This window comes from Nonomuraea sp. NPDC001699 (assembly GCF_053596455.1).
In genome coordinates this window covers 364698-391155 of record NZ_JBSFGF010000007.1, presented here as the reverse complement: position 1 = coordinate 391155, position 26458 = coordinate 364698, and the positions used below count along the sequence as shown (strand labels likewise).

At 72.5% G+C, this 26458-nt stretch carries 32 protein-coding genes; 17 read left to right on the top strand and 15 right to left on the bottom strand.

From position 1 onward, the window contains the following. Window positions 1–8 precede the first annotated feature (8 nt). Entirely contained in the window at window positions 9–524 is a 516-nt protein-coding gene (locus ACWCSU_RS23600; RefSeq protein WP_449937467.1) for a CGNR zinc finger domain-containing protein, read from the bottom strand. Between the two features lie 128 nt (window positions 525–652). Between ACWCSU_RS23600 and ACWCSU_RS23595 the strand changes: the two genes are divergently transcribed. Continuing rightward, a complete protein-coding gene (locus ACWCSU_RS23595; RefSeq protein ID WP_449937654.1) occupies window positions 653–1501 on the top strand; it encodes an SCO6745 family protein in 849 nt (282 codons plus the stop codon). A gap of 21 nt (window positions 1502–1522) precedes the next feature. Here the strand turns inward: ACWCSU_RS23595 and ACWCSU_RS23590 are convergent, their stop codons facing one another. Further along, the gene (locus tag ACWCSU_RS23590) at window positions 1523–1864 is read right to left on the bottom strand and encodes a VOC family protein (protein ID WP_357709729.1); all 342 of its coding nucleotides are present in this window, start codon (window positions 1862–1864) and stop codon (window positions 1523–1525) included. 65 nt (window positions 1865–1929) lie between these two features. Here ACWCSU_RS23590 and ACWCSU_RS23585 point away from each other — a divergent pair, with 65 nt between their 5' ends. Next, entirely contained in the window at window positions 1930–2265 is a 336-nt protein-coding gene (locus ACWCSU_RS23585; protein WP_357709766.1) for an ArsR/SmtB family transcription factor, read from the top strand. Then, the gene (locus tag ACWCSU_RS23580) at window positions 2262–2687 is read left to right on the top strand and encodes an SRPBCC domain-containing protein (protein ID WP_364088506.1); all 426 of its coding nucleotides are present in this window, start codon (window positions 2262–2264) and stop codon (window positions 2685–2687) included. Before ACWCSU_RS23585 ends, ACWCSU_RS23580 begins: the two co-directional genes overlap by 4 nt. Here ACWCSU_RS23580 and ACWCSU_RS23575 read toward each other — a convergent pair whose 3' ends face one another. From ACWCSU_RS23575 to ACWCSU_RS23565, 3 genes are all read right to left on the bottom strand, one after another. Beyond that, the gene (locus ACWCSU_RS23575) at window positions 2688–2900 is read right to left on the bottom strand and encodes a hypothetical protein (protein ID WP_352328267.1); all 213 of its coding nucleotides are present in this window, start codon (window positions 2898–2900) and stop codon (window positions 2688–2690) included. It abuts the gene before it with no gap. Window positions 2901–2960: 60 nt separating this feature from the next. After that, window positions 2961–3530, bottom strand: coding sequence for a LysE family translocator (locus ACWCSU_RS23570; protein ID WP_449937650.1), 570 nt, complete (start codon window positions 3528–3530; stop codon window positions 2961–2963). Window positions 3531–3639: 109 nt separating this feature from the next. After that, window positions 3640–4611 carry a helix-turn-helix transcriptional regulator gene (locus ACWCSU_RS23565; protein ID WP_449937463.1) on the bottom strand — a complete coding sequence of 324 codons (972 nt, stop codon included), beginning with the start codon at window positions 4609–4611 and terminating at the stop codon, window positions 3640–3642. 44 nt (window positions 4612–4655) lie between these two features. On the opposite strand from ACWCSU_RS23565, the gene ACWCSU_RS23560 reads away from it, so the two are divergent. Then, window positions 4656–5408 (top strand): DeoR/GlpR family DNA-binding transcription regulator, encoded by a 753-nt coding sequence (locus tag ACWCSU_RS23560; RefSeq protein ID WP_357709719.1) that lies wholly within the window; start codon window positions 4656–4658, stop codon window positions 5406–5408. Continuing rightward, window positions 5405–6538 (top strand): MFS transporter, encoded by a 1134-nt coding sequence (locus ACWCSU_RS23555; RefSeq protein ID WP_364088498.1) that lies wholly within the window; start codon window positions 5405–5407, stop codon window positions 6536–6538. Before ACWCSU_RS23560 ends, ACWCSU_RS23555 begins: the two co-directional genes overlap by 4 nt. A gap of 69 nt (window positions 6539–6607) precedes the next feature. Here the strand turns inward: ACWCSU_RS23555 and ACWCSU_RS23550 are convergent, their stop codons facing one another. From ACWCSU_RS23550 to ACWCSU_RS23540, 3 genes are all read right to left on the bottom strand, one after another. Next, window positions 6608–7369, bottom strand: coding sequence for a TSUP family transporter (locus ACWCSU_RS23550; RefSeq protein WP_357709713.1), 762 nt, complete (start codon window positions 7367–7369; stop codon window positions 6608–6610). A gap of 440 nt (window positions 7370–7809) precedes the next feature. Continuing rightward, window positions 7810–8427, bottom strand: a complete 618-nt coding sequence (locus ACWCSU_RS23545) for an ATP-dependent Clp protease proteolytic subunit (RefSeq protein ID WP_449937459.1) — start codon at window positions 8425–8427, stop codon at window positions 7810–7812. 2 nt (window positions 8428–8429) lie between these two features. After that, window positions 8430–8993, bottom strand: a complete 564-nt coding sequence (locus ACWCSU_RS23540; RefSeq protein WP_449937456.1) for a ClpP family protease — start codon at window positions 8991–8993, stop codon at window positions 8430–8432. 144 nt (window positions 8994–9137) lie between these two features. Here ACWCSU_RS23540 and ACWCSU_RS23535 point away from each other — a divergent pair, with 144 nt between their 5' ends. Beyond that, a complete protein-coding gene (locus ACWCSU_RS23535) occupies window positions 9138–10367 on the top strand; it encodes a sensor histidine kinase (RefSeq protein WP_449937454.1) in 1230 nt (409 codons plus the stop codon). 117 nt (window positions 10368–10484) lie between these two features. Continuing rightward, entirely contained in the window at window positions 10485–11123 is a 639-nt protein-coding gene (locus ACWCSU_RS23530) for a response regulator transcription factor (protein ID WP_357709702.1), read from the top strand. On the opposite strand, the gene ACWCSU_RS23525 is transcribed toward ACWCSU_RS23530, so the two are convergent. Next, complete coding sequence (locus ACWCSU_RS23525; protein ID WP_449937451.1) at window positions 11093–11971, bottom strand: DUF2268 domain-containing protein; 879 nt, start codon at window positions 11969–11971, stop codon at window positions 11093–11095. The two genes, ACWCSU_RS23530 and ACWCSU_RS23525, sit on opposite strands and share 31 nt — an antisense overlap. 45 nt (window positions 11972–12016) lie before the next feature. Beyond that, the gene (locus ACWCSU_RS23520) at window positions 12017–12778 is read right to left on the bottom strand and encodes a hypothetical protein (protein ID WP_449937448.1); all 762 of its coding nucleotides are present in this window, start codon (window positions 12776–12778) and stop codon (window positions 12017–12019) included. Window positions 12779–12833: 55 nt separating this feature from the next. Between ACWCSU_RS23520 and ACWCSU_RS23515 the strand changes: the two genes are divergently transcribed. The 7 genes from ACWCSU_RS23515 to ACWCSU_RS23485 all read left to right on the top strand — a co-directional run bounded on the left by ACWCSU_RS23515 (window position 12834) and on the right by ACWCSU_RS23485 (window position 19297). Next, on the top strand, window positions 12834–13835 hold the full coding sequence (locus tag ACWCSU_RS23515) for an AAA family ATPase (RefSeq protein ID WP_364088480.1): 1002 nt from the start codon (window positions 12834–12836) through the stop codon (window positions 13833–13835). After that, the gene (locus ACWCSU_RS23510; protein WP_357709690.1) at window positions 13832–14764 is read left to right on the top strand and encodes a DUF58 domain-containing protein; all 933 of its coding nucleotides are present in this window, start codon (window positions 13832–13834) and stop codon (window positions 14762–14764) included. The genes ACWCSU_RS23515 and ACWCSU_RS23510 overlap by 4 nt, the downstream gene beginning before the upstream one ends. Continuing rightward, window positions 14761–15708 (top strand): VWA domain-containing protein, encoded by a 948-nt coding sequence (locus ACWCSU_RS23505; RefSeq protein WP_357709687.1) that lies wholly within the window; start codon window positions 14761–14763, stop codon window positions 15706–15708. Before ACWCSU_RS23510 ends, ACWCSU_RS23505 begins: the two co-directional genes overlap by 4 nt. Window positions 15709–15719: 11 nt before the next feature. Then, window positions 15720–16310, top strand: coding sequence for a class I SAM-dependent methyltransferase (locus ACWCSU_RS23500; RefSeq protein WP_357709684.1), 591 nt, complete (start codon window positions 15720–15722; stop codon window positions 16308–16310). Beyond that, on the top strand, window positions 16307–16846 hold the full coding sequence (locus ACWCSU_RS23495) for a TrmH family RNA methyltransferase (RefSeq protein WP_357709681.1): 540 nt from the start codon (window positions 16307–16309) through the stop codon (window positions 16844–16846). Before ACWCSU_RS23500 ends, ACWCSU_RS23495 begins: the two co-directional genes overlap by 4 nt. Further along, window positions 16843–17682 (top strand): glycerophosphodiester phosphodiesterase, encoded by an 840-nt coding sequence (locus ACWCSU_RS23490; RefSeq protein ID WP_397041385.1) that lies wholly within the window; start codon window positions 16843–16845, stop codon window positions 17680–17682. Before ACWCSU_RS23495 ends, ACWCSU_RS23490 begins: the two co-directional genes overlap by 4 nt. Before the next feature lie 181 nt (window positions 17683–17863). Next, window positions 17864–19297: an MFS transporter gene (locus ACWCSU_RS23485; protein ID WP_449937442.1), complete on the top strand. Its 1434-nt coding sequence runs from the start codon at window positions 17864–17866 to the stop codon at window positions 19295–19297. 6 nt (window positions 19298–19303) lie between these two features. Here the strand turns inward: ACWCSU_RS23485 and ACWCSU_RS23480 are convergent, their stop codons facing one another. Next, window positions 19304–19747 carry a hypothetical protein gene (locus tag ACWCSU_RS23480; protein WP_449937439.1) on the bottom strand — a complete coding sequence of 148 codons (444 nt, stop codon included), beginning with the start codon at window positions 19745–19747 and terminating at the stop codon, window positions 19304–19306. Window positions 19748–19860: 113 nt separating this feature from the next. After that, a complete protein-coding gene (locus tag ACWCSU_RS23475; RefSeq protein WP_357709670.1) occupies window positions 19861–20340 on the bottom strand; it encodes a winged helix-turn-helix transcriptional regulator in 480 nt (159 codons plus the stop codon). 33 nt (window positions 20341–20373) lie between these two features. On the opposite strand from ACWCSU_RS23475, the gene ACWCSU_RS23470 reads away from it, so the two are divergent. The 3 genes from ACWCSU_RS23470 (at window position 20374) to ACWCSU_RS23460 (ending at window position 22093) form a co-directional block, all read left to right on the top strand. Then, a complete protein-coding gene (locus tag ACWCSU_RS23470) occupies window positions 20374–20868 on the top strand; it encodes a nuclear transport factor 2 family protein (protein ID WP_357709665.1) in 495 nt (164 codons plus the stop codon). A 112-nt stretch (window positions 20869–20980) separates the two neighbouring features. Further along, complete coding sequence (locus ACWCSU_RS23465) at window positions 20981–21595, top strand: hypothetical protein (RefSeq protein WP_357709663.1); 615 nt, start codon at window positions 20981–20983, stop codon at window positions 21593–21595. A gap of 153 nt (window positions 21596–21748) precedes the next feature. Further along, on the top strand, window positions 21749–22093 hold the full coding sequence (locus ACWCSU_RS23460) for an RNA polymerase-binding protein RbpA (RefSeq protein ID WP_043625492.1): 345 nt from the start codon (window positions 21749–21751) through the stop codon (window positions 22091–22093). A 60-nt stretch (window positions 22094–22153) separates the two neighbouring features. Here ACWCSU_RS23460 and ACWCSU_RS23455 read toward each other — a convergent pair whose 3' ends face one another. Genes ACWCSU_RS23455 through ACWCSU_RS23445 form a run of 3 tightly spaced genes read right to left on the bottom strand, consistent with a single transcriptional unit; the run spans window position 22154 to window position 26437 of the window. Further along, a complete protein-coding gene (locus ACWCSU_RS23455; protein ID WP_364088462.1) occupies window positions 22154–23137 on the bottom strand; it encodes a DUF2804 domain-containing protein in 984 nt (327 codons plus the stop codon). Further along, window positions 23124–24830 carry a glycoside hydrolase family 2 protein gene (locus ACWCSU_RS23450; protein ID WP_449937433.1) on the bottom strand — a complete coding sequence of 569 codons (1707 nt, stop codon included), beginning with the start codon at window positions 24828–24830 and terminating at the stop codon, window positions 23124–23126. The genes ACWCSU_RS23455 and ACWCSU_RS23450 overlap by 14 nt, the downstream gene beginning before the upstream one ends. Then, window positions 24827–26437, bottom strand: a complete 1611-nt coding sequence (locus ACWCSU_RS23445) for a glycoside hydrolase family 13 protein (RefSeq protein ID WP_449937431.1) — start codon at window positions 26435–26437, stop codon at window positions 24827–24829. The genes ACWCSU_RS23450 and ACWCSU_RS23445 overlap by 4 nt, the downstream gene beginning before the upstream one ends. Window positions 26438–26458: the final 21 nt, after the last annotated feature.

The window sequence follows — 26458 nt, the reverse complement described above, 5'->3', positions numbered from 1 at the left end:
GTTGTAGATCAGGTGCGGCGGCGGGCGCGGTAGGCGCTGGCCTTGGCACGGTTCTGGCAGGACAGGCCGCAGAACCGGCGCGAGGCGTTGCGGGTGACGTCGAAGAAGACCACGTCGCAGGACGCCGCCTCGCACGAGCGCAGCCGCACCCCCTGGCCGACGCCGATCACCATGGCCAGGGCCGTGCCCGTGTCGGCCGCCCAGGCGTCCACCAGGTCGGCGTCCGGGCTGTGGAAGGCCAGGACGGGCGGGTCGCCGTGCAGGTTGGGGACGGCGCCGTGCCGTATCAGAGCCTGGTTCAGCACGGCCGGAGCGGCGGGACCGGCGGCGAAGGCGGGGTGCAACTCGGCGGCCACTCCGGCCAGCCGGTCGGCGTCGGCGCCCGTCAGCGCCCTGCTGGGAACCCACCCGTGCTGGACGAACGCGGCGTCGAGCGCGGCACGCCGGTCGGCGGGCGGCATGACGGGACGGCCGCGCGCCTGGGTGACGGCCAGTTCGTTGACCAGCACGACGGCCAGATCCACCCACCTTCCGACATAACTGTCTATTTGCGATTGACCAGTGATGCGCCACGCGTCTATCGTCACTGGCGTAGCTTACCTAGACAGTGAGGTGTTCCGCCGTGAGCGCATGGTCCCGACTTTCCCGCCGCATGTGGCACCAGATCGAGCCGCTGCACGCCGTGCTGTACTTCGCGCCCGAGGCGTTCGCCGAGGCCGCCGCGCTGGGCTACGACGTCGAGTCGCGCTGGCCGAGCTATTTCGCCTACCGCACCGCGCCGCTCGGCCGGGCGGGGACGCACCTGGCGACGGCCGCGTACCACAGCTTCAGCCCGCGGACGGTCGGCGAGCACGTGCCGGGCGTGTGGCAGACCGCCTCCCCGGAGCAGGTGCTGCGGGCGCGGCTGGTGGCGATCGACCGCGTCTGCCGCGGGCTGCTGGGTGACCGGCTGGACGGTCCGGAGCTCGCCGAGGCGGCCGGGCTGGCCCGGCGGGCCGCCGAGAGCGTGACGGTGGCGGGACGGCCGTTCGCCGCCGCCAACCTCGACCTGCCCTGGCCCGACGAGCCGCACCTGGTGCTGTGGCAGGCCGCGACCGTGCTGCGCGAGCACCGCGGCGACGGGCACGTGGCGGCGCTGCTGACGGCCGGGCTGGACCCGTGCGAGTCGCTGGTGTCCTTCGCCGCCATCGGGGCCGCGCCGCCGGAGAACTTCGCCGGACGCGGCTGGAGCGGCCAGGAGTGGGCCGAGGCCGCCGAACGGCTGGCCGCGCGCGGCCTGGTGGATGCCGCCGGTCAGGCCACCGAGCGCGGCCGGGCACTGCGCGACCAGGTCGAACGCCTGACCGACGAACTGGCCGCGCAGCCCTGGCAGCAACTCGGCGAGGAACGCGCACAGCGGCTGGCCGACCTGTGCGCGCCGCTGCTGGGCGCGGTGTTCGGGGCCGGCCTGCTGCCCATGACCAGCACGCTCGGCATCACCACGGTCAAGGCCCCCGACTGATCCCGTGAGCGCGCGGGGGTCTCACTCGAAGCCGGGCGCGGGCTGCCACAGGCTGATCTCGGTGCCCTGGTCGTCGGTGCAGGTGCAGCCGCGTCCGGACTTGCTGTCGTAGACCTCGCCGGTCGTGCCGCCGAGCTCGCGCACCCGCTCCACCGCGGCGTCGATGTCCTCGACGTGGTAGTAGAGGTTGGGCTGCGAGGACGGGCCGAAGGCGTTCAGGCCCATGGGCACGGAGGTGTTGGTGACGTGCAGGTAACGCTCGTGCTCGCGCCTGAACTCCCAGCCGAACAGCGGCCCGTAGAAGGCCGCCGCCCGCTCCAGGTCCCGTACGGACAGGGTGTAGTAGCCCAGCTGGACACTCATGTACGCCCCCTCGCAATAATTGCCTCTACCGTTAAGGATCCACACCTTAACGGAAGGAGGCAAAGATTAACAATAACGTTAACGACCTGGACGCCACGCTGGCCGCCCTCGCCGACCCGACCAGACGCAAGGTGATCGACCTGCTGCGCGAGGGCCCGCGCCCGGCCGGCGAGCTGGCCCAGGCCGTGCAGATGAGCGCCCCCGCGCTCAGCAGGCACCTGCGCGTCCTGCGGGCCGGCGGCCTGGTCCAGGCGGAGGCGGGGGGCACCGACGCCCGGCTGCGGCTCTACACCCTGCGCCAGGAGCCGTTCGCGGCCCTGCAGGCGTGGCTGGACCAGGTGCAGGCGTTCTGGGCCGAGCAGCTCGGCTCGTTCAAGGACCATGTGGAGCGCAAGCGGTGAACGCCGTACGGGCGGCGGTCGTCGTGCCGGTCGATCCGGCGACCGCGTTCCGCATGTTCACCGACGAGATCGACCAGTGGTACGTGCGCGGCCGCCACAGCTGGGTCGACCCCGACCGCGCGGTGGCCATCCGCTTCCAGGACGGCTACCTGCGCGAGCTGTGGGACGACGGCGGCCACGCGGACATGGGCCGGATCGTGCGCTGGGAGCCGCCCCGCCGCCTGGTCTGGGCCGACCTGCTCAACCCGGGCGGCCGGATGGAGATCGAGGTGGCCTTCACCGCGGTCGAGGACGGCACCGAGGTGCTGCTCGAACACCGCGGCCTGGACACCCTGCCGCCCGAGGTGGCCGGGCGCATCCGCCGCGGCTACTCCTGGAACCTCGTGCTGGGCTGGTTCGCCGCACGGTGGCCGCGGGGGTGATCAGCGCCGGCCGTACTTCTTGTGCACGGCCTGCTTGCTGACGCCGATCGCGTCGGCGATCTGCGCCCAGGGCAGGCCCGCCACCCGGGCCCGCCGCACCTGGACGGCCTCCAGGCGCTCGATCTCGCGCCGCAGGGCGGTGGTGGCGTGCAGGGCGAGCAGCGGGTCGTCGTCCTGCGCCTGCCTCATCAGGGACGCCAGGTCGTTGGTCATGCCCTAAAGGTAGTCCACGATCTCCCGTCCGCTCAGTGGGTCTCAGTGGGTCTCAGTGGGTCATCGTGCGTCCAGGACCAGGCGCACGCCCAGGCCGATGAGCACGACGCCGGAGATCTGCTCCAGGCGGCGCCTGACGGCCGGGCGGCCGAGGAAGTCCTTGGCCTTGGCGACCGTCCAGATGAGCAGGCCGTACCAGACGGTGTCCACCAGCACCCACACGACGGCGAGGGTCACCAGCGTCAGGGGCACGTTCTGCCCGGACGGCACGAACTGCGGCAGGAACGACATCGCGAACACCGCGGCCTTGGGGTTGGCCAGGCAGGTGCCCAGCCCCGACAGGTACGACCCGCGCAGCCCGGCCACCGCCTCGCCCTCCGCCGGCGGCGACCCCTTGCGCGCCTGCCACAGCGCCTGGACGCCCATGACGACCAGCACGACGGCGCCCGTCACGCGCATGACGTCGTAGGCGACCTGCGAGGCCACCAGCAGCGCCGACAGGCCGAACGAGGCGGCCAGCGCCCACAGCAGGATGCCGGTCTCGTTGCCCAGGGTGGCCGCCAGGCCGGAGCCGCGGCCGGAGCGGAGCGTCTGACGCAGGATGATGGCGGTGCTCACGCCGGGGACCATGGCCACCAGAAAGCAAGCGCCGACGAAAGCCAGAAGGTACATGGTCGGCATGTTGACAGAGAAGACGTCGGGCTTTCCGCTGATTTATCGGGAGAGCTTGCGGAGGGCGTCATCCGTACAGCTTGCCGAGGCCGGCCACCGCCTCGGCCATCAGCACCCGCAGCTCGGCCGGCTCCAGCACCTCGACGTCGGCGCCCATGCGCAGCAGCAGCCAGCGGGCGTGCGTGAGCGACTCGACCGGCACGGTGAGCACCCGCCACCCCTCGGGGTCGGGCCCGCCCGCCGCGGCCAGCGCCGCGGCGACCACGTCGGACCCCATCGTGTACGCCAGCAGGTCTTCCTGGCCCGGAGCCAGCCTGATGACGGCCTCGGCGGTGTACATGCGCTCGCGGAACTCCTTGGCGTACGCCCGCCAGAACGCCGCCAGGTCGAAGTCTTCCGGCCTGAGGAACCGGCCGGGAAGCTGCTCGACGGTCAGGATGCGCGAGACCCGGTAGGTGCGCGGGGAGCCGTCGGGCGGCGCGGCGACGAGGTACCACGAGCCGCCCTTGAGCACCAGCCCGTACGGGTGGATCACCCGGTCGACCACCTGCCGGCCCCACCGGCGGTAGGTCATGCGCAGCGGCCGCCGCTCCCACACCCCGTCGGCCACGTCGCTCAGGTGCGGCACGTCGTCGGCCGAGCGGTACCAGCCGGGCACGTCCAGCAGGAAACGCTCGCGCATCCGGGAGGCGTGCGAGCGCGGCTCGGGCGGCAGCGCGGCCAGCAGCTTCAGCTCTGCGGCGGCCGCGACCTCGCCCAGCCCCAGCTCGGCGGCGGGCCCCGGCAGCCCGGCCAGGAACAGCGAGGACGCTTCCTCGGCCGTCAGCCCGGTGAGGCGGGTGCGGTAGCCGTCCAGGAGCTGGTAGCCGCCCGCCGGTCCGCGGTCGGCGTACACCGGGACGCCGGCCGCCGACAGGGCCTCCACGTCGCGGTAGACCGTGCGGATCGACACCTCCAGCTCGGCGGCCAGCTCGGGCGCGGTCATGCGGCCGCGCGCCTGCAGCAGCAGGAGGAGGGAGAGCAGACGGCTGGCGCGCATATCCGTCATTGTATTGCGCACATTGTCCGTGTTTGTATGAACACGTGGAACGTTTGACAGCCATCATGAACGCCCTGCGCGCCCACGACAGCGTCTCGGTGGCCGAGCTGGCCGAGGAACACGGCGTGTCGGAGATGACGATCCGGCGCGACCTGGACGAGCTGGCCCAGCAGGGCGTGGTCCGCCGGGTCAGGGGCGGGGCGCTGTCCCTGCTGCTGCGCGGCGAGGAGCCGCCGTTCGGGGTGCGCGAGCGGGAGGCGGTGGAGGCCAAACGGCGGATCGGCCTCCAGGTCGCGGCCCTGATCGCCGACGGGGAGGCGGTCGTGCTGGACGGCGGCACCACCGTGCTGGAGGTGGCCCGCGCCCTGACCGGACGGCGGCTGACCGTGCTGCCGCTGGCGTTGCAGGCGGTCTCGCTGCTGGCCGCCGCGCCGCGGGTGCGCCTGGTCCTGCCCGGCGGCGAGGTCCGCAAGGGCGAGCTGAACGTCATGGGCCCGCTCGCCGAGAGCTCCATCGCGGCGCTGCGCTTCGACACCGCGGTGATCGGCTGCTGCGGGCTGTCGGCCGAGCACGGCCTGACCGCGCACGACCTTCCCGAGGTCGCGGTCAAGCGGGCGGCCATCGCCGCCGCCCGGCGGGTGATCGTGGCCTGCGACTCGGGCAAGTTCTCCCGTACGGCCTTCGGCGCGGTCTGCCCGATCTCCCGCCTGGACGTCGTGGTGACCGACGAGGGTGTGCCGCCCGAGCAGCGTGACGCGCTCGTCGCGGCCGGGGTGAGCGTCAAGGAGGCCCGGTGAGACGCGAACGGACGGCCGTCTACCTGCTGTTCTTCCTGGCCGGCATGGCCATCGGCACCTGGACGGCCCGCATCCCCGCCATCAAGGAGGGCCTCGGCCTCGACGCGGGACGGCTCAGCCTGGCGCTGCTGGCCATCGCCGCGGGCGCCGTCGCGGGCATGACGACCGTCGGCCGCCTGGTGGACCGCTACGGCAGCAGCCGCGTCATGATCCCGGCCGCCCTGCTCCAGGGCGTGGTGCTGGTGCCGCCCGCCCATGCCCCGAACCTGGGCCTGCTGGCCGCCGCGCTGCTGGTCTTCGGCGTCGTCCACGGCATCCTGGACGTGTCCATGAACGCCAACGCCGTCGAGGTGGAACGCGCCTATGGGCGGCCGGTCATGTCGTCCTTCCACGCCGTCTACAGCATCGGCGGGTTCGTCGGGGCCACGACGGGCGGGGCGTTCGCGCAGGCCGGGCTGCCGCCGTCGGTGACGTTCGGATGCGTGGGGGCGGTGATCGTCGTGCTGGCGGTGTGGGCGTGGCGGTGGGCGCTGCGGTCGGTGCCCGCTCCCCTTCCGGCCGGCGGCACGGGGTCAGGCCGGCCCAAGGGCATCCTGTTCCTCGGCGTGCTGGCCTTCTGCTGCCTGGTGGGCGAGGGGGCGGCGGCCGACTGGAGCTCGGTCTACCTGCGCGAGAACCTGGCCTCCTCGGCGGGGTTCGCCGCCGCCGGATACGCCGCGTTCTCGATCATGATGACCGCGGGACGGCTGGCGGGGGATCGGCTGGCGGCCCGGTTCGGGCCCGTGGCGCTGGTGCGGTGCTGCGGGCTGCTGGCGGCGGCGGGGCTCGGGCTGGCGCTGCTCGGCGGGGGGCCGGTGGCCGGGGTGGTCGGGTTCGGCTGCTTCGGGGCGGGGTTGTCGTGCATCGTGCCGCAGGTGTTCTCGGCCGCGGGGCACCGGGACCCGGCCTTCGCGGGACGGGCGCTGGCGCGGGTGGCGTCCATCGGTTACCTGGGGTTCCTGTCGGGGCCGGTGATCATCGGAGGGGTGGCCCAGCTCGCGGGGTTGCCGCGGGCGCTGGCCGTACCGGCGCTGATGGCGGCGTTCGTCGCGATCACGGCCCCCGCCCTGCGCACCCCCGAGCCCGCCTGACCGCGCTGCGTGTTCACGCACCGGCCGCCTGATCCCTGGCCGCCTCTCGCGGTGGCGGCGTGGCGGAGGTCAGCCGAACTGCTGCCAGCCGAGCCTGACCACCATCGCCACCACCACGCACAACAGCACGACCCGGACGAACGCCGTGCCGCGCCTGATCGCCATCCTGGCGCCGAGCTGGGCGCCCGCCACGTTGCACAGCGCCATGCCGAGCCCGAGCGCCCACTGCACGTGCCCCTGCAGCCCGAACACCGCCAGCGCCCCGAGGTTCGTCCCCACGTTGATGATCTTCGCTGAGGCGGAGGCGGAGACGAAGTCCAGGCCGAGGATGGTGGTGAAGGCGATGATGAGGAACGTGCCGGTGCCCGGCCCCATGATGCCGTCGTAGAAGGCGATGCCCACGCCTGCCACGGCCACGGCCGTCACCACCCGGGCGTTCGTCCGCAGATGCGGCTGCGGCAGCGCGCCCATCGAAGGACGCAACGTGACGAACGCCGCCACGCCGAGCAGCACCACCATCACGACCGGGCGCAACACGTCGGCCGAGATCGCCGCGGCCGCCCATGCGCCCAGCCCGGCGCTCACCACGGCCAGCGCCGCCCCCGGCAACGCCACCTGACGGTCGGTCTTGGTGGAACGCGCGTACGCCACCGCCGCGGAGGCCGTGCCGAACACCGAGGAGAACTTGTTGGTCGCCATGGCCTGGACGGGCGGCATGCCGGTCATCAGCAACGCCGGCAGTTGCACCAGTCCGCCACCGCCGACGACGGCGTCCACCCACCCGGCGCCGGCCGCCGCCGCCAGCAAAACCACAACCTGCTCCAGCGGCACGCCAACCCCCTATTTCCCCCAAGAAACGCCCAGAAGACTACAACCCCTCCCCCACCACCCACCCCATAGCCATGCCACAACGGCAGCGGGAGACAGCGGGGACAGTGCCGCGACAGCCGCCCCGGAGCCGAACGAGGTCGGCGGCGAGGAGGTCAGGTGGCCAGGAGGCGGAGGAAGAGGTTGCGGGGACCCCGAAGCCCTGGCCGACTACGGCCTCGACAACCTCGACGCCTTCCTGCGCGACCTCGTCCACACCGTCTACCCACCGCAGGCATGAGCGACGAGGGCCCGCCCGGCTTCCGGCGGACCGCGTGACTGAGCGGCCCCCGAGGTCCGGCTCACCTCGCGCGGACGAAGACCGGCGGGCCGCACGCCCTTGACACCCGTGCCGTACGGCAGAGGCGGCAAGGGCGGGCAGCCCGCCGGCAGAGCCCCCGCGATCAGCGGGCGGGCACCAGGGAGCGCTTCCTGGAGGCGTAGATGTCGTCGATCAGCCGGTGGCTGCGCGCCTGCTCCGCGGTGAAGATGCGGTCGCGCTCGATGTCCTTCCTGATCTCCAGCACCCCGCGCCCGGTGTGGCGGGCCAGGATCTCCTCCTGCTGGTCGCGCATCCGCACGATCTCCCTGGCGTGGATCTCCAGGTCGCTCGACTGCCCCCGGCCGCCCTCGGTGGCCGGCTGGTGGAGCAGGACGCGCGCGTGCGGCAGGGCCGCCCGCTTGCCCGGCGTGCCCGCCGCCAGCAAGACGGCCGCCGCCGACGACGCCTCGCCGATGCAGACCGTGTGGATCTCCGGCCGGACGAACTGCATCGTGTCGTAGATGGCCGTCATCGCCGTGAACGACCCGCCCGGCGAGTTGATGTACATGTTGATGTCCTGATCGGGATCGAGCGACTCCAGCGTGAGGAGCTGGGCCATCACGTCGTTGGCCACCGTGTCGTCGATCGGGGCCCCGATGAACACCACCCGGTCCTCGAACAGCTTGTTGTACGGGTTCATCTCCCGCACCCCGTACGAGGTGCGCTCGGTGAAGGAGGGCAGCACGTAACGGCCGCTCATGGTCAGTTCATCCCTTCGGCGATGTGGTCGACGAACCCGTACTCCAGCGCCTCCTTGGCGGTGAACCACCGGTCGCGGTCGGAGTCGGCCTGGATGCGCTCCAGCGGCTGGCCCGTGTGGTGGGCGATGATCTCGGCCATCCTGCGCTTGGTGTAGAGCATGTTGTCGGCCTGGATCTGGATGTCGCTGGCCGAGCCGCCGATGCCGCCCAGCGGCTGGTGCATGACGACGCGGGCGTTGGGCAGGGCGTAGCGCTTGCCCGGCGCGCCCGCGGTCAGCAGCAGCTGGCCCATGGAGGCGGCGAAGCCCATCGCCACCGTCGCCACGTCGCACGGGACGAACTGCATCATGTCGTAGAGCGCCATGCCGGCCGTCACCGAGCCGCCCGGAGAATTGATGTACAGGGTTATGTCCCGCTTGGGGTCTTCGGCCGCCAGCAAAAGCAGCTCGCCACAGAGCCGGTTGCAAATCTCGTCGTCGACCTCCTGGCCGAGAACCACGATGCGTTCCTTCAGCAGGCGCTGACCGAGCTGTTCAGGCCAGGCCGCACGCTGGGTCTCCGTCATTGACGTCGCCTTTCTGTCGAAACTCATTCCGGGAAAAACGCTAGACCCGGCGACGGCGAATTCCGGCCCTTTTTCGCTGGGGGCGCATTTCACTCACGGCGCATTACTCCCAGCGCGAAAAAGCATCGACATACAATCCCGGATGTGAGAAGGAACCTCCCCCGCCGATGGGCATGCCTCATCCTGGGCGGCGCGCTGCTGATGCCGTACATGATGGCCGGGGTGCTGGTCGCCGGGGTGTGGAGCGGGGTGTCGGCCGACCTGCTGATGCCCATCCAGATCGGGGTGTTCGTCGCGGTGCTGCCGGTGGTGGCGGTGACCGGGCTGTTCCTGCCGGTGCGCGGCCTGGAGGTGAACGCCGCCCAGGGGCTGCTCGGGGCGCGCGTGGAGACGCCGCCGCGGCAGGCCCGCAGGTCCTGGCAGGAGCGGCGGCGCACCGCAGCGTGGTTCACGTTGCATCTGGCGGTCGGCGGCGTGGTGAGCGGGTTCACGCTGGCCGTGGTGCCGTTCACGGCGTTCACGCTGGCGTTGCCGTTCGTCGGGGAGCCGATGCCGGTGCTGGGCCTGACGGCCGAGCCGGGGTGGCCGTCCCTGCTGTGGGCGGCGGCGGGCGTGGCGGCGCTGGCGCTGCTGGTGGCGGGCGCGGCGGGCGCGGGCGCGCTGCTGGCCGCCCTGGCTCCCCCGCTGCTCGGCCCCACCCCCGCCGAACGGCTCGCCGCCGCCGAGGAGCACGCCCGTACGCTGGCCGAACGCAACCGGCTGGCCCGCGAGCTGCACGACTCGGTCGGGCACGCGCTCAGCGTCGTCACCCTGCAGGCCGCCGCGGCCGGACGCGTGCTCGACCGCGACCCGGCCACCGCCAGGACCGCCCTGGCGGCCATCGAGCAGTCGGCGCGCGCCGCGCTGGAGGACCTCGACCACGTGCTCGGCGTCCTGCGCGAGGACCGCCGTGAGAGCCACCATGAGGACGGCCAGGAGGTGGAGGCGCGGCGGGCGCCGCAGGCGACGCTGGCCGACCTCGGCGCGCTGGTGGCCGCCTCCGGCGCCGACGTGCGGCAGGAGGTGGGCGACCTGTCCGGGGTGCCGGCCGTGGTCTCCAGGGAGGCGTACCGCATCGTGCAGGAGGCGCTCACCAACGCGATCAGGCACGGCGGCGGCCCGGTGCGGCTGGCCGCCGCCGTCCAGGGGGACGACCTGCGGCTGGAGGTCAGCAACCCCGGCTCGGGACGCGGCGGGCGCCGCCCCCGGGGCGGCGGCCGGGGCGTGGACGGCATGCGCGAACGCGTGCGCCTGCTCCGCGGCGACCTGCGCACCGGCCCCGACGAAGGCGGCTGGACGGTGTCGGTCCGCCTCCCGCTACGGCCGAGCCCGTGACACCCGCACCGCAGCCGATCTCCTGACACGAGAAACCCCGCCGGTCCCCTCCCACCAGGATCGAGCCCGTGACACCCGCAACCCCCGGCCGGGCCGGCCACCTCTAAGGTCGTGCGCATGACACTCAAGGTCGTGATCGCCGACGACGAGGACCTCATCCGCGCCGGTCTGCGCGTCATCATCGACTCCGAGCCCGGCCTGGCGGTGGTCGGCGAGGCCGGAGACGGCGCCGCGGTCCTGCCGGTCGTGCGCCGCGAGCGCCCCGACGTCGTGCTGATGGACGTCCGCATGCCCGCCGTGGACGGCATCCAGGCCACCCGCCGGCTGCTGGAGCTCGACGACCCGCCCAAGGTCCTGGTCGTGACCACGTTCGAGAACGACGACCACGTCTACGACGCCCTGCGCGCCGGCGCCAGCGGCTTCCTGCTCAAACGCACCAGGCCGGACGACCTGATCCAGGCGATCAGGCTGGTGGCGGCCGGCGAGTCGCTGCTGTTCCCGGCCGCGATCCGCACCCTGGCCGGCCGCCGCCCGCGCGGCCACGTGCCGGGCATCGACCGGCTCACCGGCCGCGAGGGCGACGTGCTGCGGCTGATGACCAAGGGCATGTCCAACACCGAGATCGCCGCCGAGCTGGTCGTCAGCCAGGAGACCGTCAAGACGCACGTCGGCAACGTGCTGGCCAAGCTGGGCGCGCGCGACCGCACCCAGGCCGTGATCGCCGCCTACGAGTCCGGATTCGTCTCCCCCGGCTGAGAACGGCCCAGCAGCCGCGCGGCCGGCAGCAGGGTGGCCTCGGCGGCGCTCAGCCCGGTCTCGGCCAGGGCCCGGTCCACCAGCCGCAGCCCCACCGCGTAACCGGCCATGTCGGGAATGCCGCGGGGCTCCTGCCCGAAGAGCCGCATGGCGCTGTCGCCCAGCACGTACGCCGGCGTGTTCCCCATGCCCCGCACGTCGAACGCGTCCATGATCAGCTCGTGGGCGCGATCCAGCTCCGCCCCGGTCACCATCCGCGACCAGGGGCCCATGGCCTGCGGCCCCGACAGCTCCCGGACGAACGCCTCGGCCAGCCCCTCGGCCACCACGTGCTCGCCCACGGTCACCGTCCCGGGGTCCCACTCGACGTTGGCGTAACGCACGTTGTGGTGGAACTCGTGCACCGCGCAGTGCGCGATCCTGCCGATGACCTCCTCCGACGGCCAGCCCAGCAGGTAGAGCCAGCCGGGCGGGCCGCCCATCCCGTAGTAGCCGCCGCTGACCTTCATCAGGTGCTCGTTGCCCGGGTCGCCGAGCACGAACATCACCTGCAGCGAAGCAGCCTGCCTGGCCTCCTTCAGCGCGTGGGAGGCGCGTTCCAGCTCCCGGCGCACCTGGCCGAGCACGTCGGCCTCGATCATCGCCCGTACGGCGGGCAGGTAGCGGGGGTCGTCGGCGTCGACGCGGAAGCCGCCGCCCTGGTGGTGGATGTCGACGATGTCGCCGGGCATCGGGATCGCCGGCCGGATCGGCGCCAGCATCTCCCGCAGCGCCTCGGGCCGGTCGGCGAGCGGCCGGGCGAGCAGGTCGGCCATGGCCGTGAGGGTGTCGTGAACGATGAACTCCATGCCGCGGACGCTAAAGCCTCACGTAACGTCAGGCTCAACCGCATTTCAGAGCGGCGACTCGCCCAGTTCGTCACCCGGCGACCGCCCCGGCGTACCGGGACCGGTACGCGTCGGCAAGGAGGACTGCGACGGCGAGGGCTCCGGCACCGGCGTGGCGGGAGTGGGCGGCGGTGTGGGCACGAACACCGTCGGCGGGAGCTGCCGGGGCATCTGCTCGCTGTCGCGCCTGCCGAACAGCAGCAACAGCAGGATCGTCGTGACCAGCACCAGCAGCAGCGCCAGCGCCAGCGCGGCCAGCAGCACCCGCCGGCGCGTCTCGGTCAGCGGCAGCCGCCGCAGCAGCGGCCCCGGCAGCGCGGGCGCGCGGTCGGTCAGCCAGTACGGCACGAAGTCCGGCCCGTGCGCCTGCCCAATGAACGTCCCGCCCACCATGACCGGGTCCAGGAAGCGCTCGGCCCCCGGCTGCCCCGGCGCGTACGGCACCGCCACCCACGGCGCCGGCCCGTCGTGCACGTCGAGCACCTCGGGCGTCCCGTCGAGCACCGACGCGCGCGCCCGGCCGAGCCCCAGCCACCCGCGCCCGCCCGAACGCCCCGACGCCTCCTTGATCGCGGTCATGAACCGGTCGCGCGCGGCGGCGTCCAGGGCCGCGCCCCGCGTGAGCACGGCCAGCGACACCGCGCGCCCGTCGGGCCCCTGGCCCAGGTAGACGAACCCGGCCGGAGCCGTGTGCAGGCGGGCCTGCACGACGTAGCGCCCCAGCCGGGGCGGATCACCGTACTGCAGGGGACTTGCCACGTTTGCCATGAAAGCACAGACGTGGCGTCGTGCACGTTCGCGGCGCGTTTGGTGGAATGGCGTCATGAGCGTCGCCGAAGAGTTGCCAGGCGGAAACGACGCGGCACTGCTGCGTCAAAGTCTCGACGAGGTCCGGCGTGTCATCGTGGGACAGGAGCACATGGTCGAGCGGCTGCTCGTGGCCCTGCTCGCCCGCGGTCACTGCCTGCTCGAAGGCGTGCCGGGCGTCGCCAAGACCCTCGCCGCCTCCACCCTGGCCACCGTCGTGGGCGGCACGTTCGCCCGGATCCAGTTCACCCCCGACCTCGTGCCGAGCGACATCGTCGGCACCCGCGTCTTCCACCCCTCCAACGAGAAGTTCGACGTCGAGCTCGGCCCGGTGTTCGTCAACTTCCTGCTGGCCGACGAGATCAACCGCGCCCCGGCCAAGGTCCAGTCCGCGCTGCTGGAGGTGATGGCCGAGCGCCAGGTCACGCTGGCCGGCGTCACCCATCCGCTGCCCCGGCCGTTCATCGTGCTGGCCACCCAGAACCCGATCGAGTCCGAGGGCGTCTACCCGCTGCCCGAGGTGCAGCGCGACCGCTTCCTGTTCCGCGTCCGGGTGCCCCATCCCAGCGCGCACGAGGAGCTGGAGATCCTCCACCGCATGAGCGTCACGCCGCCCGTGGCCGACCGCGTGCTCGACCCCGGCCGGCTGCTGGCCCTGCAGCAGGCCGCCGAGCAGGTCTCGGTGCACCAGCTCGTGGCCGACTACGTGGTGCGCCTGGTCATGTCCACCCGCGCGCCCGCCGACTACGGGCTGGGCGACCTGACCGAGACCATCGAGATCGGCGTCAGCCCCCGCGCCACGCTCGGCCTGGTCTCTGCCGGGCGCGCGCTGGCCCTGCTGCGCGGCCGCGACTACCTGCTGCCCGACGACGTGCGCGACGTGGCGGTCGACGTCATGTCCCACCGGCTCATGCTGACCTTCGACGCGCTGGCCGACGGCGTCGATCCCGAGCAGGTGGTCAAGCAGATCCTGCACGCCGTGCCGCCGCCCCTCGTCGTCTGGAACCAGAACCGTTGAACACCGCCGAGCAGGCGCTGCGGCGGCTGGAGCTGACCGTCACCCGGCGGCTCGACGGCCTGCTGCACGGCGCCCACCAGGGCCTGCTGCCCGGCACCGGCAGCGAGGCCGGCGACAGCCGCCTGTACGTGCCCGGCGAGGACGACGTGCGCCGCATGGACTGGGCCGTCACCGCCCGCACGACCGTCCCCCACGTCCGCGACCTGATCGCCGACCGGGAGCTGGAGACGTGGGCGCTGGCCGACCTGTCGGCCAGCATGGACTTCGGCACCGCCGACACCGACAAGCGCGACCTGGTCGTGGCCGCCGTCGGCGCGATCGGCTTCCTGGCCAGCCGCATGGGCGACCGGTTCGGCGCGCTGGTGCTGCACGAGGAGTACATCCACCGCATGCCCGCCCGCACCGGCCGCCCGGCCCTGTACGGCCTGCTCAACTCCCTCATGGACGCCCCGCGCGGCCGGGTCGTGCCGGACGCCCCCGACCTGGCCGAGGGCATCGACGTGCTGGCGGCCACCCGGCGTCGCAGGGGCCTGCGCCTGGTCGTCTCCGACTTCCTCGACGCCCGGCCCGAGCTCGACCCCGACGCCGAACGCCCCTGGGAGCGCCCGATCAGGCGGCTGGCCTCCCGCCACCAGGTGCTGGCCGTGGAGGTCATCGACCCCCGCGAGCTGGAGCTGCCGGACGTCGGCCGGGTGGCGTTCACCGATCCCGAGACCGGGAACGTACGTGAAGTGCACCTTTCTCCCAAAGTCCGGCAAGCATATGCAGAAGCCGCCGCCCTCCAGCGTGAGGGCACCCGGCTGGCCCTGCGCCGCGCCGGGATCGCCCACCTGGTGCTGCGGACCGACAGGGACTGGGTGTTCGACGTGGCGCAGTTCGTCCTGCGCCAGCGCCGCATGAGCCACCTCGCCCACCGGAGACCCGTATGACGTTTCTCGCCCCCGGCTGGTTGTGGCTGCTCGTGCTGGTGGCGCTGCTGGTGGCCGGATACGTCGTGGCGCAGTTCGCCCGCCGCCGCTACACCGTGCGCTTCACCAACCTGGCGCTGCTCGACCTCGTGGCCCCCGCCGGGCCCAGCTGGCGCCGGCACGTGCCCCCCGCGCTGTTCCTCGTCATGATGTCGCTGCTGGTCGTCGGCGCCGCCAAGCCCGCCGACCAGGTACGCGTCCCCCGCGACCGGGCCACCATCATGATCGCCCTCGACGTCTCCCTGTCCATGGACGCCGGCGACGTCCAGCCCAACCGGATCAGCGCCGCCAAGGCCGCCGCCCAGGCGTTCGCCCGGGAGCTGCCCGACCGCTTCAACGTCGGCGTGGTCTCCTTCGCCCGCTCGGCCAACGTCGTCATCTCCCCCACCACCGACCACCAGGCCGTCGTCACCGCCATCGGCAACCTGACCACCCGCCCCGGCACCGCGATCGGCGAGGCCGTCTTCAACTCCCTCGACTCGGTGCGCTCCTTCGACCAGCAGGCCGCCACCGACCCGCCGCCCGCCGCGATCGTGCTGCTGTCCGACGGCGACAACACCTCCGGCCGGTCGGTGAACGAGGCCATCGACGCCGCCCAGCAGGCCCGCGTCCCGGTCTCCACCATCGCCTACGGCACCCAGGAGGGCACTGTCGACATCGACGGCAGGCCCGTGAACGTCCCGGTCAACAAGCAGACGTTGCAGTCGCTGTCCGACGGCACCAGCGGCCGCGCCTACACCGCCGAGTCCGGCAGCGAACTGCGCGACGTCTACGAGCAGATCGGCACCTCGCTCGGGTTCAAGCTGGTCAGCCAGGAGATCACCCAGTGGTTCATCGTGGCCGCGATCGTGATCGGGCTGCTGGTGGCCGGCGCCGCGGTCTTGTTCGGCACGCGCATCCCGTAACGTTTTCCCACGTGGCCCACTACTTCTCCGAACAACCCGAGACCGCGAGCAGGCCGGGCACGGTCGACCTGGTCCTGCCCGACCTGCATCTGCGGCTGGAGACCGACAGGGGCGTGTTCTCACCCGACCGGGTCGACGTCGGCACGCGCGCGCTGCTGGAGTCCGTCCCGCCGCCGCCGCAGGAGGGCGATCTGCTCGACCTGGGCTGCGGTTACGGGCCCATCGCGTTGACGATGGCCTCGCGGGCCCCTGAGGCGACGGTGTGGGCCGTCGACGTGAACCGGCGCAGCCTGGAGCTGACCGAGCGGAACGCCCAGGCCGCCCGCCTTTACAAAGTAAGACCAGTTCATGTCGATGAAGTGCCGGATGACGTGAAATTTCGGGCCATCTGGTCCAATCCCGCCATCCGGATTGGCAAGCCGGCTCTGCACGAGATGCTCACCAGGTGGCTCACCCGGCTGACGCCCGACGGCGTCGCCTACCTGGTCGTCCAGAAACACCTCGGCTCGGACTCCCTGCAGCGCTGGCTCGGCGAGCAGGGCTGGCAGGCCTCCCGAGAGGCCTCCCGAGCCGCCTACCGCATATTGAAGGTGGCCCGATGAGAAGGCAGCTGCGCCCCACCGACGTCAAGCGGCTCAACCGCACCTGGCGCAGGAACACCGACAACCGGCTCGCACTGATCCTCGAGTCGGTGACGGGCCCGTTCAACGTCGGCTCGATCTTCCGCAGCGCCGCGGCGTTCGGCGTCGACCAGATCTGGCTGGCGGGCAACGCCACGCCCCCCACCAACCCCAAGGCGGGCAAGACGGCGCTCGGCACCGAACGCCTGGTCACCTGGCACGAGCCGGTCCCGGCCACCGACGCGGTCAAGGCCGCCAAGGAGGACGGCTACACCGTGCTGGCCATCGAGCTGACCGGCGAGGCCCTGCCGCTGCACCGCGCCGACCTGGCCCGCGACGTGTGCCTGGTGGTCGGCAGCGAGGACCACGGCTGCTCCCCCGCCCTGCTGGAGGCCGTCGACGGCGTCTGCTACATCCCGCAGGTCGGGCGGGTCGGCTCGTTCAACGTGTCGGTCGCCGCGGCCATCGCGCTGGCCGAGGCCCGCCGCCAGGAGTGGGAGAATCTTCCCGAACCGTGACCGAACCATCCAGCTCCGGAAGGGACACCCCGGTCGTGCTCAGCCGTCGTTTCGCCTTTCTCGACCATCCGGGCCCGCTGGCCTTCGCCCACCGCGGAGGCGCGCTGGAGGGCGCCGAGAACTCCTTCGCGGCCTTCGAACGCGCGGTCGCGCTCGGCTACGACTACCTGGAGACCGACGCGCACGCCACCGCCGACGGCGTGCTGCTGGCCTTCCACGACCACACCCTCGACCGGGTGACCGACCGGCGGGGCCGCATCTCCGAGCTGCCCTACCGGGAGGTCCGGCAGGCCCGCATCGCCGGCGTGCACGAGATCCCGCTGCTGGAGGACCTGCTCGGCACCTGGCCGCAGGTGCGCTTCAACATCGACGTCAAGGAGGCCGCGGCCATCGCGCCGCTGGCCGAGGTGATCCGCCGCACCAACGCCTACGACCGCGTCTGCCTGACCTCCTTCTCCGACGAGCGCCTGGTCATGGCCAGGGCCGCGCTGGGCCGGGAGGTGTGCTCGGCGCTCGGGCCGCGCGGCGTGGCCGCGCTGCGGGCCGCCGCCACCACCTCCGGCTACGGCCGCCTGCTGGCCCGTCTGTCGCGCTCCGGCATCCCGTGCGCGCAGGTGCCGGTCGGCTTCCGCGGCCTGCGCGTCACCACCCGCCGCCTGGTCCGCACCGCCCACGCCATCGGCATGCAGGTGCACGTGTGGACGATCAACGACACCGTCCGCATGGAGCACCTGCTCGACCTCGGCGTCGACGGCATCATGACCGACAACGTCACCGGCCTGCGCGACGTCCTCGACCGCAGGGGCCTGTGGCACCCGCGCGGCATGGCGGCCTGAGCGGCCCGGCGGTCGTGACCTTCCTCTCATGAGGTGATCACTGTAAGGTCATGGGCACGACACGTGGATGTGACCCACGACCTGCGAAGACAGCCACTTCGTCAGGCTTGACCCCACCCCCCCGTTGCCGGGCAGCGCGAGGCCCGCCGGCCGCCCGGCCGCAGAGGAGCGACACGACACCATGGCCTCCACCGCATCCCCCGCGGAGCTCGACGACTCCCCCGCGGCCCGCCGCCGCGAACAGCGCGGCTGGTACTTCTACGACTGGGCCAACTCGGCCTTCTACACCACGGTCATCTCGGTCTTCCTGGGCCCGTACCTGATCCCGGTCGCCAAGACCGCCGCCTGCGCCAAGGACTTCCCGGCGCTGGCCTCCGACACGTGCGTGTCCCAGTTCGACACGCTGGTCCTGCGCCACCCCGGCCTGGGGTACGTCGACGTGCTCGGCGCCGACATCAGGCCCGCGGCCTTCTTCGGGCTGACGCTGACGGTGGCGGTCTTCCTGCAGATCGTGTTCCTGCCCATCGTGGGCGCGCTGGCCGACCACACCGGCCGCAAGCGGGAGCTGCTCGGCGGGTTCGCCTACGTCGGCGCGCTGGCCGCCATGTGCCTGTACTTCGTCGAGGGCGACCGCTACCTGCTGGGCGGCGTGCTGTTCGTGGTGGCCAACCTGGCCTACGGCTCCTCGGTGGTGGTCTACGACTCCTTCCTGCCGCAGATCTCCACCCCCGAGGAGCGCGACGGGGTCTCCTCGCGCGGCTGGGCGATCGGCTACCTCGGCGGTGGGCTGCTGCTCCTGCTCAACCTGGCGCTGTTCCTGCAGCACGACAGCCTCGGGCTGAGCGAGGGCATGGCGGTGCGCGTCAGCATGATGTCGGCCGGGCTGTGGTGGGCCACCTTCACGGTCATCCCGCTGCTGCGGCTGCGCAACCGTCCGGTGGCGGCGCACGAGACCACGACGCTGCGCTCGGTGGGCGGCAGCTTCCGCCAGCTCGGCCGTACGCTGGCCGAGCTGCGGCGTTACCCGCTGACACTGCTGTTCCTGGTGGCCTACCTGGTCTACAACGACGGCGTGCAGACGGTCATCGGCAACAGCGCGGCGTTCGCCTCCGAGGCGCTCAAGCTGGACAAGACCGTGCAGATCACGGCGATCCTGATGGTGCAGTTCGTGGCGTTCTTCGGGGCGCTGCTGCTGGGGTGGCTGGCGCGCGGCTTCGGCACCAAGCGCACGGTGCTGGCCAGCCTGGTGGTGTGGACGGCGATCGTGGTGGTGGCGATGTTCGTCGGCGAGGGGCAGGCGCTGCAGTTCTACCTGATGGCCTTCGCCATCGCGATCGTGCTGGGCGGCACGCAGGCGTTGTCGCGGTCGCTGTTCTCGCAGGTGATCCCGAAGGGGCGGGAGGCGGAGTACTTCAGCCTGCTGCAGATCAGCGACAAGGGGTCGGCGTTCATCGGGTCGCTGACCGTGACGATCGCGCTGCAGGTCACCAACAGCTACCGGATCGCCATCGTGTCCATGATCATATTCTTCGTGGCGGGCTTCGTGCTGCTCGCCCTGACGAACCTGCCCAAGGCCATCAGGGCGGCAGGCAACGAGGTCCCCTCCCGGATCTGACCCCCGTCAGGGGCCGTAGCGGCGCGAGAGCCAGTACGAGGTGCCCACCAGGGCGCCGGTGCCGAGGATGGCCAGCAGCACCATCGGGCCGACGTGCCCGCCGCCGGTCGTGGTGCCGCTCTCCAGCCGGATCTCGGCCTGCCTGGGGGCCTCCGCCGGGCCGCTGACGGGGGCGTGGGGCCGGGGGTCGCGCGCCTCCAGGCCGGGGATGCCCTCGACGTCGTCGTCGCCCCGTGGGGCGTGCGCCTGCCTCCTGGCCGGTTCGCCCCGTCCGGACCGAGGGGCGGCCTCGTCATCGTCATCGTCGTCGTCGCCCTCGTCGTAGGCGGCGGCCAGGACGAGGGCCGCGGAAGGCCCGGCCGCCGCCTGGGCGGGAAGGACCATCCCTCCCCCGCCGAGGACGAACGCGAGCGCGGCGGCCAACGCCGGCCACCGTGGCATGAGATCCATCTACGCCTCCTGATCGACGTCGCGGTCCCCTCAGCCTGCGGGGCCGCCGTGGGGCGGCCGTGAGCGGGCGATGAGAGTCCTCTCACGAAGGGTCGCGCGTCAAACACGGGACGTCACAGATCGGCGGCCAGGACCATGGTGCCCGGCCCCCGGGCGGCTCCCGGGCCGGGCAGCGGCAGCACGGTCTCGGCGGTGGCCTCGCCGCCGCAGTGGGGGCAGGTGACGACCGGCGTGAACTCCCGCCCGCAGGAGTGGACCAGCAGCGCGGGCGGCCCGCCGGGCGGGGTGGACCAGCGGTCGCCCCAGGCCATGAGGGTCAGCAGCGCGGGCACGACGTCACGGCCGGCCTCGGTCAGCAGGTACTCGTGCCGCACCGGACGCTCCTGGTAGGGCCGCTTCTCCACGACCCCCGTGGCGACGAGATGGTCGAGCCGGCGGGCCAGCAGGTTGCGCGAGATGCCCAGGTCCTCGGCGAGGTCGTCGAACCTGCGCAGGCCCAGGAACAGGTCGCGCAGGATCAGCGGCGTCCAGGGCTCGCCGATGACGCCGACGGCCTGGGCGATGGAGCAGTGCATCTCACCGAACCTGTTCATGCACCCACGATAGTGGGTGGATAAAGTGAACCCATGACAGTTCACATTCAGGACTCACCCGCCGCCGCCTACCGCCAGGCCGGCGAGGCACATGACGTCGAAGCGCTCAAGGCCACGCTCGCCGACGACGTGGTGTTCCACTCCCCGCTGAGCTACCGGGCCGGATTCAACGGACTGAAGCAGGTGGGGACGCTGTTCGAGGCCGTCTTCGACGTGCTGTCGGACCTGCGCTACCAGAGCGACCTCGGGGACGCCCGCACCCGCATGCTCACCGCGACCGCCCGGGTCGGCCGCCAGCCGCTGAACGAGGTCGCCCAGCTCGAACTGGACGAGGACGGCCTGGTCCGGGAGATCACGATGTGGATCAGGCCCCTGCCCGGACTGACCGCGCTGATGGCCGCCCTGGGCCCCCGCCTCGCCAGGGACAAAGGCAAGCCCGGCCTTCCGCTGCTGGTGGGGGCGGCCTCCGCGCCGCTGGCGGCGATGACCCGCCTCGGTGACCGGACGCTGGTGCCGCTCCTGGCCTGACATGCACGGAGGTAGGCGACGCTCTGAACAGAGAGCAGTGCTCTTGACACGGGGACCCCGTCACGAGAGCATTGCTCTCATCAAAGAGCAACGCCCTCCTCAAGGAGCATTGATGACCTCCCCCCGCCTCACCTCCGCCGCCTTCGCCCTCACCGGCGTCCTGCTGTTCGTGTATCCGGTGGTGCGGCCGTCCACCGACGACGCCGCCGCCATGGCCTCGCCCGAGTGGGTCGCCGGCCACCTGGCCGCGATGCTCGGGTTCGTGCTGCTCGGCCTGGGCGCTCTCGGGCTGCACAAGGTGCTCGGCGACCGCCTGTCCCTGCGCGCGGCCGCGGTGACCTGGACCGGCGCCGGCCTGACGCTCCCCTACTACGGCGCCGAGGACTTCGGCCTGCATGTCATCGCCGAACGTTCCCTGCGCGACGGCGCGCCCGCGCTGATGGAGCTGGCCACCCTGTTCCGCTACAACCCGCTCGCGATCACCATGTTCGCCGCCGGGCTGGCGCTGATGGGCGTCGGCGGGGTGATGGCGGCCGTGGCCGTGTGGCGCTCGGGAACCCTGCCCAAGGGGGCCGGGACGGCGCTCGCGCTGGGCCTGGCGCTGTTCATCCCGCAGTTCTTCAGCCCGTACCCGCTGCGGATCGCGCACGGCGCGCTCATCATGATCGGCGGGTTGTGGCTGGCGGCGAGCCTGCTCAGAGCCCCGCGGACGGCCTCCGCGGCCTGAGGACGCGGCCCCCGTAAGAGCGGGCTCGAATAACCGAGGCCCCAAGCGCGATTGGATCACCCCGCGGGTGGGAATCCCATCACGGTACCAAGCGTTAGACACCGTGGGAGACAGACCCCCCACGTATGGGGGCCCTGTAGGAGGCATTTAGACATGGGCGAGCGCGCGCTTCGTGGCACCCGGCTCGGGGCAACCAGCTACGAGAACGACCGTAACACGGATCTGGCCCCACGCCAGGAGGTGTCCTACACCTGTCCTAAGGGCCATCGCTTCGAGGTTCCGCTTGCCGCCGAGGCCGAGATCCCCGCGACCTGGGAGTGCCGCATGTGCGGCGCGACCGCGGTTCGGGTCGACGGTGAGCAGCCGGAGTCGAAGAAGACCAAGCCCCCACGGACCCACTGGGACATGCTGCTGGAGCGGCGGTCCATCGAGGACCTGGAAGAGGTGCTCAACGAGAGACTCGCGGTCTTGCGCGCCCAGCGACGCAAGAGCGCCTGACCACTTCTCACGGTGAAAACCCCCGGGCGACGCCCGGGGGTTTTGCTGTGCCCGCGACGGCTACCAGCGGTTGCGGGCCTCCTCGGCCCAGCCGGTCAGGCCGTCGAGGTCCACCCACACGCCGTCGTCGTCCTGGACGCGGCCGGAGAAGTGGCCGAAGCACTGGTGGGTCTCGCTGCCCACCACGACGAGCTGGGTACGGGCCACCTTCTCGTGGAAGGGCCGGAACTCCACTTCGACCCGCGGGCCGGTGATCCGCCACGGGCGCAGCCAGTCGCCGCGGTCGTAGGTCCACTCCAGCTCGTCACCGATCTTGTGCAGCCGGCCGCCGGTGAACAGGGCGTTCTCGGTGACGCCGGTGCCGTCGGTCCACTTGCCGCCGAGCTGGACGGCCCTGCCGGGCCCGCTGCCGGCCGCCCAGTTCCAGGTGACCGCGTACGGCCACTTCCCCCGGCCGTGGTCGAGCACGGCGAAGGAGTCCGCGTCGTCGATGGCGAACTCCTTCGTCCCGAGCCGCAGCCGGCCGCGCGCCGGGCGGCCGACGTCCTTGACCGTGTACTGGAACCGGTCGGGCCCCCAGGGCACCACGACGCCGAGCGACTCGTGCCCTTCCGGCAGCGGCACCTCCAGGTCGAGGCGCACGTCGGGGGCGGCGGCGCGGATCACGGTGCCTGCCGGGTCCTGCCGGATGTCGATCGCCAGCCCGGCCCCGCGCACGGACACCGTCCCGGCGCCGCTGCGGTCGGGGAAGACGGCGCCGCGGGCCAGCGGCACCACCACGTCCTTGGCGAACTCCACGCCGGTGGCCCGGTCGAGCACGTAGAGGCCGTGCACCCCGGCGTAGTCCAGCGAGGAGGCCACCAGGCCGATGATGTGGGAGGGGGTGACGACGCCCCAGTACTCCCAGCGCTTACGACGTCCCCAGCCGCGCAGGACGGCCCGGTGCAGCGGCGTACGGGTCCAGCCGACCGCGGCGGGGTTCAGCCGCCCGCCGGGCAGGCACAGGTCGGTCGGAGCGGTGATCTCCCGTTCATGGGTGGTCATGGAAGGCGAGCCTCCTGGTGACGGAGCGGACGAGGTCGGCGGGCAGCTTGAGCTCGGCCCTGTCGTAGGTGAGCAGGCCGTTCAGCTCGTCCTCGACGTCGGAGAGCTGGGTGTAGACGGTGGCGCTCAGGCCCTTGGCGATGGCCGGGACGATCTGCTCCTCGTGCAGCCGGACGAACGCCGCGCCCAGCTCCTCGGCCGTGCGGTGACGCCGGTAGCCGAACTCCTTCTCGCCCCAGGTGTGCCCCTCGACGGGCAGGCTGTAGCCACCGTACTCCGACAGCACCAGGACGCGGCCGTCCGGGCGGGGCGGGCGGAAGCGGCGGAAGTACACGTGCAGGCTGAGCAGGTCGCCCGCGCGCTGGTCGTGCCAGCCGCTGGCGTGGTCGATCGTGCGGGTGGGGTCGAGGCGGGCCAGCTCGGCGGCGATCCGGGCGGCGTCGAACTGGCCCCAGCCCTCGTTGAACGGCACCCAGACCGCCAGGCTCACCACGTTGCGCAGGTGCTCGACGGTCTCGCGCAGCTCGGCCTCGAACGCGGCCCGACCTTCGGCGTCGGCCCGGCCGAAGCGGTGGTGGCGGCGGTCGTCCAGGCGCAGCGGCAGCAGCGCCGGGGTGGTGATGACCAGCGGCCGGTAGGTCTCGCCGCCGTTGACCAGGTCCTGCCAGACGAGCATGCCGAGCCGGTCGCAGTGGTGGTACCAGCGCAGCGGCTCGATCTTGATGTGCTTGCGCAGCATGGTGAAGCCGAGCCGTTTCATCATGACGATGTCGTCGACCATGGCCTCGTCCGAGGGCGGCGTGTACAGGCCGTCCGGCCAGTAGCCCTGGTCGAGGATGCCGGCGTGGAAGTACGGCCGGCCGTTCAGCAGCAGCCTGGGCACGCCCTCGGCGTCGGGGCCGACGGAGAAGGAGCGCATGCCGACGTAGCCGCGGACGCGGTCGTCGCCGAGCGAGACGGTCACGTCGTACAGGAAGGGGTCCTCGGGGCTCCACGGTCGGGCGCCGGGCAGCGGGACGCGCACCGGCCGCCCGGCCGGGACGGTGGCGCGCGCCGCCACCTGCCCGCCGGCGAGGATCTCCACCTCGGCCTCGCCGCTCGCGGCGTGCACGGTCACCTCGACGCACTCCTCGGCGAGCACGGGCGTCAGCGTGAGCCGTTCCACGTGCAGGGCGGGCACGCGCTCGGCCCAGACCGTCTGCCAGATGCCCGACTGGGCGGTGTACCAGATGCCGCCGCGGCGCAGCCGCTGCTTGCCACGCGAGTGCCACCCGGTGTCGGTGTCGTCCCGCACGGCCACGTCGAGGGTGTTGGCGCCCTCGGTCAGGGCGTCGGTGACGTCGAAGGAGAACGGCAGGTAGCCGCCGCTGTGGCCGCCGACCTCGACGTCGTTGACCCACACCCGGCAGGTCTGGTCCACCGCGCCGAAGTGCAGGATCACCCGGCCGTCGGCGGGCCCGGGAGGCGCCTCGAACGAGCGGCGGTACCACAGCGTCTCCCCCGGCTGCAGCTGCCGGCCCACCCCCGACAGCGGCGCCTCCGGCGAGTACGGCACGAGGATGTCGCCGTCGTGGGTCTCCGGCCGCGAGCCGTCGTTGATCGCGTACCGCCAGCGGCCGTTGAGGTTGACGTAGCTGTCACGGACGAGCTGGGGGCGCGGGTACTCCGGCAGCGGGATCGGGTCGGCGGTCACGAGAGCCACACTGCCGTGTCGGCGGGCAGCGTGCCGCCGTCCAGGGGGCCGCTGGCCAGCAGGACGTCGTGGTGCGGGGGCAGCGGCACCGCGCCGGGGCCGAAGTTGACCATGAGGGTGAAGCCGGGCTCGCGGGTGAGGGCCAGCACGCCGGGCGGGGCGTCGAGCCAGGTCAGGTCGCCGTCGCCGAGCGCGGGGTGCTCGCGGCGCAGGGCGATCGCGCCGCGGTAGAGGGCGAGCGTGGAGGCGGGGTCGTCCCGCTGGGCGGCGACGGTGAGGGGGGCCCAGTCGGCCGGCTGGGGCAGCCAGGTGCCGCCCGTGCCGAACCCGTACGGCGCGGACGTGCCCGACCAGGGCAGCGGCACGCGGCAGCCGTCCCGGCCGATGAAGGCACGGCCGGTGCGCTCGAACATCGGGTCCTGCCGTGCCTCGTCCGGGATGTCCAGGTACTCGGGCAGGCCCAGCTCGTCGCCCTGGTAGAGGTAGGCGCCGCCGGGCAGGGCGAGCAGCAGCAGCGCGGCGGCGCGGGCGCGCCTGAGGCCGAGCTCGCGGTCGACGGCGATCCTGCCGAGCAGCACGTCGGCGGTGGGGGCGCGGACCAGCTCCTGGTCGATGCCGAACCTGGTCGCCATGCGCGGCACGTCGTGGTTGCCCAGCACCCAGGGGATCGAGCCGCCCGTCTCGCGGGCCAGCAGGTGGGACTCCTCGATGACCGCGCGGAACTCGCCGGCCGACCACGGCAGGGGCATCAGCCGGAAGTTGAACAGCTGGGCCAGGCCGTCGCCGGTGAGGTAGGGCCGGGCCTGGGCGGGGTCGCCGAACCAGATCTCGGCCACCGTGCCGCGCGGGCCAGGGTAGGAGGCCAGGATCTTGCGCCAGGACCGGTACAGCTCCAGCAGCTCGGGCTGGTGCTCGTACGGCACCGCCGACTGTCCGGGCGCCAGCGGGGCGCCCTGGCTGCCGGGGACGACGTCCGGCAGGCCGTCCTGCTTGAACAGCATGGCGGCCACGTCGATGCGGAAGCCGGACACGCCGCGGTCCAGCCAGAACCGCAGCACGTTCTCGAACATGGCGGTCACGCCGGGGTGCCGCCAGTTCCAGTCGGGCTGGGCGGAGTCGAACAGGTGCAGGTACCACTGGCCGTCGGGCGCCTGGGTCCAGGCGGGGCCGCCGAACATGGACTGCCAGTTGTTGGGCTCGTCGCGGAAGACGAACCACTCGCGTTCGGGGCTGCCGGGGCCGGCCGCCAGCGCCTGCTGGAAACGCGGGTGGGCCGAGGAGCAGTGGTTGGGCACGATGTCGATGACGACCTTGATGTTCCTGGCCGTGGCGGCGGCGACGTAGGCGTCGAAGTCGGCCAGGGTGCCGTAGCGGGGGTCCACGTCGGTGTAGTCGGCGACGTCGTAGCCGCCGTCGGCCAGCGGCGAGGGGTAGAACGGGCTCAGCCAGACGGCGTCCACGCCCAGGTCGGCCAGGTGGTCCAGGCGGGCCAGCGCGCCGGGCAGGTCGCCCTGGCCGTCGCCGTCGGCGTCGGCGAAGCTGCGGGGGTAGATCTGGTAGACGACGGCGTCGCGCCACCAGGCGTCGCCGTCGAAGGCGGCGGACACGGCTCTGTCGGATGCTGCGTT